Source organism: Enterococcus sp. LJL51 (assembly GCF_054871795.1).
The window spans coordinates 22,062-34,992 of record NZ_JBTXLW010000018.1 but is presented as its reverse complement, the minus strand read 5'-3'; the positions used below and the strand labels follow the sequence as shown (position 1 = coordinate 34,992).

General features: G+C 39.4%; 14 protein-coding genes and 2 other annotated features (1 of these 16 running past the window's edge). Of the genes, 13 read left to right on the top strand and 1 reads right to left on the bottom strand.

The window, feature by feature from the left end:
• Positions 1-75: a binding site (T-box leader), on the top strand; it begins 162 nt to the left of the window's first position.
• A 69-nt stretch (positions 76-144) separates the two neighbouring features.
• Positions 145-395 (top strand) — a binding site (T-box leader).
• 151 nt (positions 396-546) lie between these two features.
• The 4 genes from ACYSNQ_RS14795 to ACYSNQ_RS14780 are packed head-to-tail and all read left to right on the top strand — an operon-like array spanning position 547 to position 4,368.
• Positions 547-1,617 (top strand): methionine ABC transporter ATP-binding protein, encoded by a 1,071-nt coding sequence (locus ACYSNQ_RS14795; protein ID WP_426084354.1) that lies wholly within the window; start codon positions 547-549, stop codon positions 1,615-1,617.
• Positions 1,618-1,629: 12 nt separating this feature from the next.
• Positions 1,630-2,310: a methionine ABC transporter permease gene (locus ACYSNQ_RS14790; protein ID WP_426084353.1), complete on the top strand. Its 681-nt coding sequence runs from the start codon at positions 1,630-1,632 to the stop codon at positions 2,308-2,310.
• A gap of 16 nt (positions 2,311-2,326) precedes the next feature.
• Positions 2,327-3,160, top strand: coding sequence for a MetQ/NlpA family ABC transporter substrate-binding protein (locus ACYSNQ_RS14785; RefSeq protein WP_426084352.1), 834 nt, complete (start codon positions 2,327-2,329; stop codon positions 3,158-3,160).
• 17 nt (positions 3,161-3,177) lie between these two features.
• Positions 3,178-4,368 carry an amidohydrolase gene (locus ACYSNQ_RS14780; RefSeq protein WP_426084351.1) on the top strand — a complete coding sequence of 397 codons (1,191 nt, stop codon included), beginning with the start codon at positions 3,178-3,180 and terminating at the stop codon, positions 4,366-4,368.
• A gap of 258 nt (positions 4,369-4,626) precedes the next feature.
• On the opposite strand, the gene ACYSNQ_RS14775 is transcribed toward ACYSNQ_RS14780, so the two are convergent.
• Positions 4,627-5,064 (bottom strand): universal stress protein, encoded by a 438-nt coding sequence (locus ACYSNQ_RS14775; RefSeq protein ID WP_426084350.1) that lies wholly within the window; start codon positions 5,062-5,064, stop codon positions 4,627-4,629.
• Between the two features lie 283 nt (positions 5,065-5,347).
• Here ACYSNQ_RS14775 and ACYSNQ_RS14770 point away from each other — a divergent pair, with 283 nt between their 5' ends.
• The 9 genes from ACYSNQ_RS14770 to ACYSNQ_RS14730 all read left to right on the top strand — a co-directional run bounded on the left by ACYSNQ_RS14770 (position 5,348) and on the right by ACYSNQ_RS14730 (position 12,925).
• Positions 5,348-6,088 (top strand): metal ABC transporter ATP-binding protein, encoded by a 741-nt coding sequence (locus tag ACYSNQ_RS14770; RefSeq protein ID WP_426084349.1) that lies wholly within the window; start codon positions 5,348-5,350, stop codon positions 6,086-6,088.
• Positions 6,089-6,934, top strand: a complete 846-nt coding sequence (locus ACYSNQ_RS14765; RefSeq protein WP_426084348.1) for a metal ABC transporter permease — start codon at positions 6,089-6,091, stop codon at positions 6,932-6,934.
• The gene (locus tag ACYSNQ_RS14760) at positions 6,935-7,882 is read left to right on the top strand and encodes a metal ABC transporter substrate-binding protein (protein ID WP_426084347.1); all 948 of its coding nucleotides are present in this window, start codon (positions 6,935-6,937) and stop codon (positions 7,880-7,882) included.
• A gap of 370 nt (positions 7,883-8,252) precedes the next feature.
• Positions 8,253-8,768: a QueT transporter family protein gene (locus tag ACYSNQ_RS14755; protein ID WP_426084346.1), complete on the top strand. Its 516-nt coding sequence runs from the start codon at positions 8,253-8,255 to the stop codon at positions 8,766-8,768.
• A gap of 238 nt (positions 8,769-9,006) precedes the next feature.
• A complete protein-coding gene (locus ACYSNQ_RS14750) occupies positions 9,007-9,324 on the top strand; it encodes a TIGR04197 family type VII secretion effector (RefSeq protein WP_426084345.1) in 318 nt (105 codons plus the stop codon).
• Between the two features lie 2 nt (positions 9,325-9,326).
• Positions 9,327-9,671 carry a DUF3958 family protein gene (locus ACYSNQ_RS14745; RefSeq protein ID WP_426084344.1) on the top strand — a complete coding sequence of 115 codons (345 nt, stop codon included), beginning with the start codon at positions 9,327-9,329 and terminating at the stop codon, positions 9,669-9,671.
• Positions 9,664-11,106, top strand: coding sequence for an LXG domain-containing protein (locus ACYSNQ_RS14740; protein ID WP_426084343.1), 1,443 nt, complete (start codon positions 9,664-9,666; stop codon positions 11,104-11,106). The genes ACYSNQ_RS14745 and ACYSNQ_RS14740 overlap by 8 nt, the downstream gene beginning before the upstream one ends.
• A gap of 12 nt (positions 11,107-11,118) precedes the next feature.
• Positions 11,119-11,940 carry a hypothetical protein gene (locus ACYSNQ_RS14735; protein ID WP_426084342.1) on the top strand — a complete coding sequence of 274 codons (822 nt, stop codon included), beginning with the start codon at positions 11,119-11,121 and terminating at the stop codon, positions 11,938-11,940.
• A 319-nt stretch (positions 11,941-12,259) separates the two neighbouring features.
• Positions 12,260-12,925 carry a hypothetical protein gene (locus ACYSNQ_RS14730; protein WP_426084341.1) on the top strand — a complete coding sequence of 222 codons (666 nt, stop codon included), beginning with the start codon at positions 12,260-12,262 and terminating at the stop codon, positions 12,923-12,925.
• Positions 12,926-12,931: the final 6 nt, after the last annotated feature.

Below are 12,931 nucleotides of genomic sequence, written 5' to 3'. Positions count from 1 at the left end.
AATGACTTGAATGGAGAGAGGCAGATAGAATCTGTTTCAAAAAATAAGGTGGTACCGCGATTATTCGCCCTTTTACTGAACAACCAGTAGAAGGGCTTTTTTTATTTTTTTAAGTCCGGCCATAACAGCAATAATAAAAACAAAACAAACGCATCGAGATGGAAAGTACATATGGATGTCATCCAACAGAGAGCCCGAAGAGCTGAGAACGGGTGTTGACAGAATTATGGAAAATGGCCATTGAGCAGCGCCCCGAGTGAGCAATCATAAGACGGCGACGGTTGCACCCGTTAACGTGCCAGGGTATAAGCGAGCAGTTGTCGCCGTACCTGAAGAGGATACTTATGTGAATAAGTATCGAAATGAGGTGGTAACACGCAGAAGGCGTCCTCAAGTGTATGAAAATCATACATTTGAGGATGCCTTTTTTTATTTTTTCTAATAGGATGTATCTATTTTTGAAAAGAGCATAGTATAGCAGATTTTCCGGCGTTCATTGCTATAGCGATTGAATTGCCTGTCTAAATAAACTGAGGGGTGAAAAACATGATTGAATTAAAAAATATTGATGTTGTCTTTCAAGAAAAAAAGAAAACAATTGAAGCAGTGAAAAACGTTTCGCTGCAGATTAATAAAGGAGATGTGTTTGGCATCGTTGGATACTCCGGAGCTGGAAAGAGTACGTTGGTTAGAGTGATTAATCTACTGCAGCGTCCAACTGCTGGAGCAATAACAATCAATCAGGAGAATATACTTACACTTTCTCCGAAAAAGCTTAGAGAACAGCGCAAAAAAATAGGAATGATTTTTCAGCATTTCAACTTGATGAATGAGCGTTCAGTCTTCGATAATGTGGACTTTTCATTAAAATATTCCGGCTTGAAAAAGAGTGAACGCAAAGCAAAGATTGAAAAGCTGCTGCAGCTGGTTGGGCTGGAGGAAAAACAGGAAGCCTATCCCAGCCAGCTGTCTGGCGGGCAAAAGCAGCGGGTCGCAATTGCCCGAGCACTTGCAAATGATCCGGAAATCCTCTTGTGTGATGAAGCAACCAGTGCTTTGGATCCTAAGACAACTGGTCAAATACTAAAGCTATTGAAAAAGCTGAATCAGGAGTTAGGATTGACGATTGTTTTGATTACCCATGAGATGCAGGTGGTAAAGGAAATCTGCAATCGGGTCGCGGTCATGGAAAACGGCAGAGTAATTGAAGAAGACGACATTGTGAGAGTATTTAGCAATCCCAAAGAAGCGTTGACAAAAGATTTTATTCGGACCGCAGCTCATATTGATCAAGCCTTACAAACAATTATTGAACATCCAACGCTGACAAACCTAAAAGAAAATGAAGAACTAGTTGAGCTGTCTTATGTAGGAGAACAAACTAGTGAGCCATTGATTGCGCAGCTGTTCAGTAAATATCATGTCATTACTAATATTTTATACGGTGATGTTGAAATTGTGCAGCAGGTACCGATTGGTCGTCTGATTGTGGTACTGTCCGGAGAAGAGAAGCAGCGGGAAAAAGCCAGAGAATATCTGGAAAAGCAGCAGGTGAAAATTACTACGCTGCAGGCTAAAGTACAGCTGCAGGAAAAAAGAGCCTTTCAGGTAATCTAAGGAGGAGCAAGAATGGGAAGCTTATTACAAAACTATTTTCCAAATGTCATTCAGCTAAAACAGGAATTTATCAGCAGTACTTGGGAGACTCTCTACATGGTTTTCTGGACAGCTTTTGGGGCTGGAATTTTCGGTATACTTTTAGGAGTGGTCCTGGTAACGACTGCACCAGGAGGAATCTTTGCCAATACAGCGATTTATAGTATTTTGGATAAAATCATCAACCTTTGCCGTTCAATTCCGTTTATTATCATGCTGGCGTTGATTCAGCCGATTACTCGCTTTCTAACCGGAACAACCATTGGTACAACGGCGGCATTGGTGCCGTTGATTGTAGGAGTCACCCCCTTTTTTGCCAGACAAATAGAAAACGCACTGCTGGAAGTAGATCAGGGAATCATTGAAGCTGCTGAGGCAATGGGAACCAGTCCCATCGGGATCGTTTTCCGTGTCTATCTGATTGAAGGCCTGCCAAGTATTATTCGGGTATCTGCGGTAACAGTGATCAATCTAATTGGCTTAACAGCTATGGCTGGAGCAATTGGTGCCGGCGGCTTAGGCAACTTGGCAATTACTAGAGGATACAATCGTTTTCAGACCGATGTCACAATAGCCGCAACAGTTATTATTCTATTATTCGTTTTTCTAAGTCAGTTTATCAGCAACGTGTTAATCAAAAAAACATCACATTGAGGAATGGGGAATTTAAATGAAAAAAACAGTAAAAATTTTGGCCGCTTTGGCTTTTGTAGGCTTGGTATTAGCAGGATGTACTTCCGGGAATGCGAAGAGCACTAAAACCGAGGTCGTGAAATTGGGTGTCGTTGGAGCCAATAACGAGGTTTGGGAATCAGTCAAAGAAGAGCTGAAGAAAGAAGATATTGATTTAGAAATTATCGAGTTTTCCGATTATACCCAACCTAATGCCGCATTAGCAGAAAAGGAAATCGATTTGAATTCGTTTCAGCATCAGATTTTCTTAGACAATTACAATGAGGAGCATCATACAGAACTGGTTTCTATTGGAAATACGGTCAGTGCACCTTTAGGTATTTATTCAGACAAACTAAAAAATATTGAAGATATTGAAGACGGCGGTGAAATAGCCATTCCTAATGATACGACAAATGGCGGTAGAGCCTTGCTGCTGTTGCAGAGCGCAGGATTAATTAAAGTAGATCCGGATAAACAGCAGACGCCAACAGTTAATGATATTACCGAAAACAAACATAATCTGAAAATTACAGAGCTGGATGCTGCTCAAACCGCTCGGGCTTTACAAGATGTTGACGCTTCTGTTATTAACAGCGGCATGGCAGTTGACGCTGGCTTCATTCCAACAGAAGATGCGATTTATCTGGAGCCGGTTGATGACACCTCTAAGCCATATGTCAACATCATTGTGGCGAGAAAAGAAGATGAGGATAATAAGCTGTATCAAAAAATAGTGGATGCCTACCAGCAGGATGCAACAAAAAAAGTGATTGAAGATACATCAAAGGGCTCAAGCGTGCCAGCATGGGAAACTTTCGGACGTAAATAAAAAAGGAGATGGACTAAATGAGTATTGTAAAAGAAAAGACAATTAGAGAAGAGATTCTAGACATAGAAGAGGAGATTATTACTCTGAGAAGACATTTTCACCAATATCCGGAAGCTAGTCTAAAAGAATACAAAACAATTGAAAAGATTAAAGCAGAATTAACTAAGCTAGCTATTCCGTATGTAGCGGTGGGCGAGACCGGCGTTCTGGCAACCATTGAAGGGAAAAAGGCTGGAAAAACCATTTTATTGCGGGCGGATATTGATGCATTGGAACTGGCAGACAAAACCGGGAAAGACTATCAATCGAAAAATCCGGGATTAAATCATGCCTGCGGTCATGATGGTCATGCGGCAGCTCTGCTGGGAGCCGCAAAGATTTTAAAGAATCATGAAGAGGATTTTTCGGGAACGATTCAGCTGGCTTTTCAGCCTGCTGAAGAAATTGGAGCCGGTGCTTGTCAGTTTGTAGACGGCGGCTTTGTCGAGCAAGCAGATCGAGTATTCGGCATCCATCTTGATTCCAACGTAGCTGTGGGCAAGCTAGTGGCAACGCCGGGACCAACCAACGCATCCTGTGATATCTTCAAAATAGAAGTGACAGGATTTAGTAGTCACGTAGCTCAACCAGAGGTAGGAAGAGATGCAGCTCTGACCGCAGCGAGCATTGTGGTAGAGCTGCAGAAAATTGTCGCAAGGGAAGTCTCGCCATTAGATCCAGTAGTTGTTGGGATTGGCGTTATCAAGGCGGGGACACGCTACAACATCGTTGCCAATCATGCTGAGATTGAAGGAACAGTTCGGGCATTCACTCATGAGACACGGGCATTTGTTTTGGCAAGGGTCGAAGAGATTGCCAGACAAGTGGCTCAGGCCCATCGAACAGAAGTTTCGGACTTTTCTATTTATGATGCAGCTGCTCCATTGATCAACGAGGCAGAATCCACCCAACTGGCTCAGAAAGTCGCTGCAGACATTGTCGGTTCTGAAAATGTGATTACCAATCATCAAAAAAGCTTGGGAGCAGATGATTTTGCAGACTTTTTAAGTAAAGCACCCGGAGTTTATGGTCGTGTAGGAACCAGAAATCCGGAGAATCCCGCTACTCATTATGGGCATCACCATGAAAAATTTGATATCGATGAAAGAGGACTGCTCTTGGCTGCTGAGTATCATGTACAGTACGCTTTGAACTATTTAGCTGAATGAGTAGCAAAAAAATAGTTTGATAAAAAAGGTTTATAAAAGAGTGCTTATTCGAATTTAGAGTCTGGAACAAAACGAATCTTTCGTTTTATTCCAGACTTTTTTTATTGATAACTAAGTTTAAAAAAATCATAGTTGTAAATTCAGTAATATCACTATCTAACAGTTATTTATAAAAAAACAGCAATTAATTAAGAACTGCCTGAAAATTCTAGTAGTGAAACTTTTCAGACAGGTCTTAATTGCTGACATGAATATTGTTTATTCTTTTACGACAAGAACGGTACATGGCGCATTTTGCACAACATAAGTCGTTGTTGAACCAACGGTTTTTTCGCTGAGGCGACCTTTCCCAGTTGCACCAATTACAAGTAAATCAATATTTTCTTCAGTTGGTATGAGTGTAGCAACCCACTCTTTCGGATTGCCGATTTCAATAATCGAAGTAACAGTTGATAAATCATGTTGAGCAGCATAAGTAAGGTGCTGCTCCATTTCATTTTCAGCTAATTCTTTTTCTTCCTCCATAACTTTAGAAAAAGCAAAGGAGCTATGACTGATTGCCTGTTCATCGATAATTCTCAAAATATACAGTGCCGCTTGATTTTGAGCAGCGATATCAACAGCGTGTTCTAAAGCGAGTTCAGCATTTTTGGATCCATCCACAGCAACTAAAATTCGTTCATAGTTTTTCAGCATGATAAGCATCTCCTTCTTCATAGACTAAGGCATTGAAAATAACGACAAAATCTTAAACTTATCCAGCATAGGAGCTCTCTGGTTCACCTTAAGTATAGCATGAACAAAAAGCAAAAAGAAATGGAAGACCGTGGTTATATTGGAAGTCATAATCACATGTATGAGCAAGTAGCCTTTTCTAAATAAAAGCTGAAACGCTATTTTTTAGTTGATAAAAAAAGCAAGATGTATTAGAATGATTAAAAAGTTAGGTGTGCCTAAAAATAAAAAGAGGTGAAGCTAAATGGACAAGAATTTAGTCATTGAGAATTTAACAATTACTTATAAAAATAGAACTGCTTTAGAAGCGATTGATGTCGTAGTAAAGGAAGAGCAGTTAACTGGAATTCTAGGACCAAATGGTGCCGGAAAATCAACTTTTTTAAAAGGGGTTCTCCAGTTGATTCCAGCCTTAAGCGGAAAAAGTACCTATCTAGGGCAGCCGATTAAGAAACGTCTGAAGCGTTTTGCTTATGTGGAGCAGCGGCAAAATATCGAATTAGCTTTTCCAATTAATGTAATTGATGTCGTTTTATTAGGAACCTATCCTAAACTAGGAATGATTAAACGTCCCGGAAAAAAAGAAAAGCAGCTAGCTTGGAAATGTCTGGAAAAAGTCGGAATGACAGATTTTGCACAAAATCAAATTAGCGAGCTGTCAGGCGGCCAGCTGCAGCGGGTATTTATCGCTCGAGCATTGGCACAGGAAGCAGAGTGGATTTTTCTAGATGAACCCTTTGCAGGGATTGATGCAGCAAGCGAGAAAATAATGATTCAGCTGTTAAAGCAATTAAGGGATGAAGGGATTTCGATGATGATTGTCCATCATGATTTGCATAAGGTTCAGGACTATTTTGATCAGGTGATTTTACTTAACAGAGAGCTGATAGCCGCCGGACCTGTAGCAGAAGTTTTCAATTTAGATAATATGAAGCAGGCATATGGAGAAGAAATCGCTGAAATGCTGAAGTTGGGAGGAAAATAAATGCTATCAAATTTTATTGACGGACTGGTAAACTATCAATTTTTGAAAAATGCTTTATTTACATCTGTTGCAGTGGGAATTATTGCCGGTGTCATCGGCTCCTTCATTATTTTACGGGGGATGTCTCTGATGGGAGATGCAATTTCTCATGCAGTATTGCCGGGTGTAGCGGTTTCGTACCTGTTCGGCTCTAGTTATATTATTGGCGCAACTGTTTTCGGATTGCTCTCTGCTTCGCTGATTGGCTTTGTGACCAAACACAGCCGATTAAAAACAGACACCGCAATAGGGATTGTTTTTAGTTCCTTCTTTGCCCTAGGTATCATTTTGATTTCCTTTGCGAAAAGTGCAACAGATCTTTATCATATCTTGTTTGGGAATGTGTTAGCCGTTCGGGATTCTGATATGTATTTGACCGCTGGGGTAGGAGTGGTTGTCTTGCTGGCTGTGCTGCTTTTTTATAAGGAACTGAAAATCACTTCATTTGATCCGACGATGGCGCAGGCCTATGGTCTGAATGTGGGCTTGATTAACTACCTGCTAATGTTTTTATTGACTTTAGTTGCCGTGACTTCGCTGCAGACGGTAGGAACAATTTTAGTGATTGCGATGCTGATTACACCAGCGGCTGCTGCTTATCAGCTGACAAATAGTTTGTCAAAAATGATTGGGCTATCCATCCTAATCGGTGTAATAAGTTCGATTGTAGGGCTGTTTTTCAGCTATAGCTATAATTTACCTTCAGGAGCGACGATTGTTTTAACAGCAGCAGCAATTTTTATTTTGACCTTTTTATTCACACCGAGTAAAGGACTGCTGTCTGAATGGAGAAGGGGGCAACGATAAATGAGAAAAATAATGAAATGGCTGACTTTGACAGGTGTACTCTTTATCATAGGTGCCTGCGGAAGTAAAACAGCTAATGAAAATAAGAGTGAAGAAACAAAGCAATCAGCGAAGCTTGAGGTAGTTGCGACTAATTCTATTTTGGCTGATATGGCTGAGCAAGTCGGAGGCAGTCATATTGAGCTGCACAGCATCGTCCCCGTGGGAACCGATCCCCACGAATACGAGCCCTTGCCGGAGGATATTCAAAAGGCCAGTACTGCAGATGTTGTCTTATACAATGGCTTAAATCTTGAAACTGGAAATGGCTGGTTTGAAAAGCTGATGGAGACCGCAGGGAAAAAAGAAAATCAAGATTACTTTGCTGTCAGCAGACAAGTAGAACCGCTGTATCTTAGCGGCGGAGCAGACAGTGGTCAGGAAGATCCCCATGCCTGGCTGGATATCACAAACGGTATTGCTTATGTTGAAGCCATCACGCAGATTTTTGTTGAAAAAGATCCAACGAACGCCGCTGAATATCAGGCAAATGCAGAAAAATACCTCAATCAGTTGAAAGAATTAGATCAGAAAGGGAAAAAAGAATTTGCCGATATTCCGGAAGAAAAGAAGCTGCTCGTAACGAGTGAAGGAGCGTTTAAGTATTTTTCCAAAGCATATGGGTTAAAAGCAGCCTATATCTGGGAAATTAATACGGAAAGTCAAGGAACGCCAGATCAGATGAAGACAATCATTGATACAGTTAAAGCTTCTAAAGTCCCCGTGTTATTTGTAGAAACCTCTGTCGATTCAAGAAGTATGGAGCGTCTTGCCAAAGAAACCGAATTGCCTATCTTCAGCAAAATATTTACTGATTCGTTAGCTGAAAAAGGAGAAAATGGGGATACGTACTATGACATGATGAAGTGGAATCTTGAGAAAATCCATGAGGGTTTGTCTAAGAATTAAAGAAAGTAAGACTCTTTGTAGTAGTACAAGGGATTTTGATTTTTTCAGTCATGCATAAAAAAGTTTGCGGCAGAAATGCATACTATTTATAAAAATAAGAAGAAGCATGAGGTAGAGGAGAAGGGTGCGCATCCTAACAAGCAGACATTTTTCTATTTCAGCGTTCTATCTAAAGGGTGTGTACCAGATCTCCCGGGCTCATTTTACTTGAAAAACAGGATTTGACAAACCCCTCTATCGCGTCTACAATAAGCACTGTTGCCAATTATTATTTAGCAGAAGATATAAAGGGTCTAATGCAGATAAAGCTTGGCTGCCTGGGTTCATCAACCATCCCCAGTAAAAAAACTCGGAGAAAGAAGGAGATAGAATGCAATCATCTGTATCAACCGGCAATAAAGTAAAAGTACTAACTCTTAATGCAATGATCGTAGCAGCGTATATCGTTTTATCGATGCTATCCTTTGGTTTTGCATCAGGAGCGATTCAATTCAGAATTTCAGAAAGCCTGAATCATCTAGTTGTGTTTAATAAAAAGCTGATGTGGGGCGTCTTAGGCGGCGTAATTATCTTTAATTTCGTCTACGGCGGTTTTGGAATTGTAGATGTGATTTACGGAGGGGGACAAACCTTCCTGTCACTTGGACTAACAGCTATTCTTTCCTATTTTATTAAGGATAAGAAGACCCTGCTTGTGCTAAATACTATATTCTTTACCATATCTATGGCATTGATTGCCTTAATGCTGATGAATATGGGGGCTGCTGACAAAGGCTTTTGGGAAACCTATTTATTCCTAGCCTTAAGCGAACTGATAATAATGGCAGTTTCAGCACCGATTATGTACTATGTAGACAAAAAGGTCCATTTTGAAGCGAGAACCTAGACAATAAATCAGGAAATGATTTCAACCAGTTATATACAGTCATTGAGACTAGTATATAGCTGGTTTTTTAGTTGTTCAGAATGAGGATTTATAGAGGGACAGTCTGCTGAAAAAATTTGTCTAAAGAGATGTGTGTTTATTCAAAAAATAAATCATGAAGAATGCGCCTTATGCTATACTATTATTACAACGAGTTAGTTGTTGCTGGCGATTACGGAATTAAAAAGGAGTGGAAACAATGAGTAATTTAAATGTTAATCCCTTGGAGGCACAGAATCAGGCAACCAAGCTGTCACAGGCGGCTGATCAGCTGGACATTACGGTACCGATTACGTTTTCCAGTGAGACAACAATCAGCGGTAATGCTGAGGCAAAGAAATCCGTAGAAACACTAAAACGATATACGGAAACTGTACAGGCAGCCGTTCTTCGAGATGTAAGCAGTGTCCAAAGCATAGTAAGCACCTTTGTCAGAAAAGATCAGAAAATGGGACAGAATATACAGAAGTCAATGATTGATTTGCCTGGACCAGACAAGAATTTCGGAGGCAGCTGATGATGACGGAAAAAATAGCGAAAGCACAAAAAAAAGTCCGTCTGCAGCTGGAAGAAAATGAAGACAGGCAACGCCAGTTATCCAAACAGATGGAACGAATTGAGGCTCTTTGTAAGGCAGAGCTGCGTCAGGATCAGCGGTTGACGGAAATGTTTCCAACTAGTGAGACAGGCAGCCATATACAGGATTTGAGTTATGAAAATCAACAATTAGGAAGAGAACTGTTGGGCGATTTGGAAGAGGCACGAGAACAGCTGGTCAAAGAACAGCTGGATTTAGAAAGTGAAGAATCAGAGTTGTATTATCAGGCTCGGTTGGAAGCTGAAAAGGAGGAAAAACATGGTTAAGATGGAGATTGGTCAGGAGCAAACACAAACAAGCGGGATTGTCAGCTATGCTTCAAAGGTACAAAGTGCAACTAGTGGTTTGGCTTCTGCTGGAGCAGGAATGGGGATTGCTGTTGGTCTAAGCGGGGCAGCCTTTGATTCAATAAAAAGCTATATGGGCGAGGTTTATCCTGCTTTAGCCAAAGGCTTGGAGCTGTTGGGGGAAGCTGTGGAAACGGCTAACAAAGAATATACAGAAGGCTATCTAGCGGAAGTAAGTAGTGATTCCTTGGATTCAGAAGAGCTTGATCAGGAAATTACAGAGGCGAAAAGCCGTCTGGATGCCTGGAAGGGTGAGAAGAACAAACTGCAGGCAATGAAAAAGGAAGATAAAAAGTTTGATAGTCTAGGCATCGGTATGGCCATCATCAACCGGATGATTGGAAATAATCAAGACAAAGTGAACGAGTTAGAGAAAAAACGGGAGAAGCTGCTGAATTTTGAAGCAAAATCAACCGCTTATTTCTCAGGCGTCAACGCAGAAATCAGCATAATGACCACTGCCTTAACGTCTATCGGTATGAACGATGATGGTACGCTAGGTGCTGGTGCGTGGAATGGTCAGGGCTTTGATTTGGAAAAAAACTATTGGATTAACGTCATTAATAGAAAATGGGATACGAAGTTTAAGAAAGAAGAAGTTTTTGGAGATACGTTAGGAAAATTTGGTGCAGATCAGGGGAGTTTGGCGAACCGATTAAAGAAATTATTAGAGGATGAAGTTGGGGGAGCAACACCTAAAATCCGACAGAAGGCTAAAGAAGATATAGAAGAACTGTTAGTAATGGCAGAGCGAGTAACTGGTGTGAAAAGAAATAAGGAAGAACTATTCAATTATTTCTCTAAGTTAAAAAGTGAAGGATGTGGCTATGCGGCTGCTACAAATATTATCTTGTTAAAATATAAAGGTCGTGAAGCAGCATTCAAAAATGATTATGGGATTTCATACTATACCTCTGATGGAATGACTAATTTCGAAGAATTACTTCTTTCCTTTTACTACCAAGAAAATGATTGGAGGGATCTGCCCTTTACAACAAAGCAGTTGCCTCTCATCCATCCAGGTGTAATGTCAGGTGATTTGAACTCAAATATCCAACATTTTACTGAGAAACATGGGGAAATAGTTGTTGGAAAAAATCTTTTGTTTTGCGGTGAAGAGGAGATAAAAAATCAATTAGAGGCCGGAAAGCTGATAACAATGACCTGCTATTTTACAAAAATGGATTTGCTTTCTCCAGAAGACGCCTATGACTATGAAGATGAGAGTGCTAAGATGCATACTGTAATGATTACTGGTTATGATCAAGATAAAAAGCAGTTTATAGTTAGCTCTTGGGGGAGAAAATATTATTTAAATACAATTCCTCCAATGGCCGATATTGCAGCTTATTAGGGAGAGAAAGTTATGACAATAATTCTATTAGTAATTCTATTTCTTGTGATAATACTTTTCTTCAGCTTCAAAAATAAAAAAGCGGGATTAATTATTGCCGGAGCTTTGATAGCTTTAGTGATAGGGGGCAGTCAGTATATTTTCTATGTTGAGCCACTGATGGAAAAGAAACAGGCGGTAGAGAACTATTTTAAGTATTTTGAAGAGACGTTTGGTTTCCGTGACAGTGTGGATAATTATGGATGGGAAGATGACTACACAAGGCAACCGGAGTTAACCTTTACTTTTGAAGCGTATGGAAGTAAACGTACACTAAGAAATAGTACAATTGGTACAGTTAGAAAAATTCAAGATGAGTCTGGAATCAGGGTTTTAAGAAATCATATTTATTATCATTATGCAGATTATATAATCGAGCATTTTGCTTATGATGAGAATGTCGGAAATGATTTTTTTAGCGTTAAAGAGTATCTTTCAAGGAAAGGTTATGAATGTGGCTTGGATACATCGCTTTATTTTCCTGAAGAGAATGAGGGTTATGAACTATATGTAGATAAATCGATTCAGCCGAATATCCGAATCAACCGTAGTAATAGAAACGTCTCCTTAGAGGAAGAGATGAACTTCTATAAGGGAAAGTCAATGGAAGATTTTGATTATCAGAAATATATGGAGTATTTTGATTATGGAGTTGTGCTCACTGGATATTATGAACCTAAAGAAGGCAAAGAACCAGAGCCTCTTAATAAAAAAGAACTAGATAAGGTAGTAGAGGAAGCCATGCAGAATGAGCGGATAGAAATTGTTCTGAAAGAATTTGATGAGCAGGAATAACTCCATTTTTTTAATAAGTTGAGATGAAGAAAATAATAGTTTGATTTGTTTTTATCCAACAAATTTGGCAACAAGAAAGAGGTCAAATGGTTATAAGTCTATATTTAGCTATATTGATCGTAATAAATAGATAACGATTTTTTCTTGAGTCTTATGAAGAATAAGTAGCTGAAAAAACTTTGATAATTAAGGAGACAATAAATGATTTTTTTTAATCGAACTTAATCAGTTGAAGAAGGATTCAAAAAAAAGTCTTTTAGCTCTTGGTTTATCAGTTATAGCTATTTCAGCGGTGCTCATTTTCTCAGTAACTTATTATATGAAAATAAGTAATGAGAATAGAATAGATAGCTATTTTCATTACTTTGAAGAAAAATTTGATTTTTCTGACAAGAAAGAAAACTACACTTATGGGGAAAGTAATGGGAGAACCCCAACATTAATATTTAAGTTTTCAGCATATAATAAAGAATGGAGTTTAATTAATCAGTCATTAAATGGTACTACAAAAGAAAATGTAGGTATTGAACGTTTGAGAACCCATATTTTTTCACACTATTCCGCATATATAATAAATGAATTTTCTTTTGAGAATAGTCTGGAAAACAATCTTTTTAACGTTAAAAAATTTTTAGCTGATAAAGGTTATGAATTGAAATGGGATCAAGAGGTTTATGACACAGTAGATAGTAATGAGTTGTATATCGATTCTTCTATAAGCCCAAACTTACGGGTGAATCGCAGCAATAAAACAATTTCTTTAGAAGAAGAAATGGCCTTCTATAAAGGAAAATCGATGGAAAGTTTTGACTATCAGGAATATATGGAGTACTTCGATTATGGAGTGGTACTAACTGGAACGTATGCACCAAAGGAAGGGGAGGAACCAGAGCCTATTAATCAAAGAGAACTGGATAAGGTAGTCGAGGAAGCCATGCAGAATGAGCGGATAACGGTTTTGCTTACACCTAAGGAACCAGAGTAGTAACTG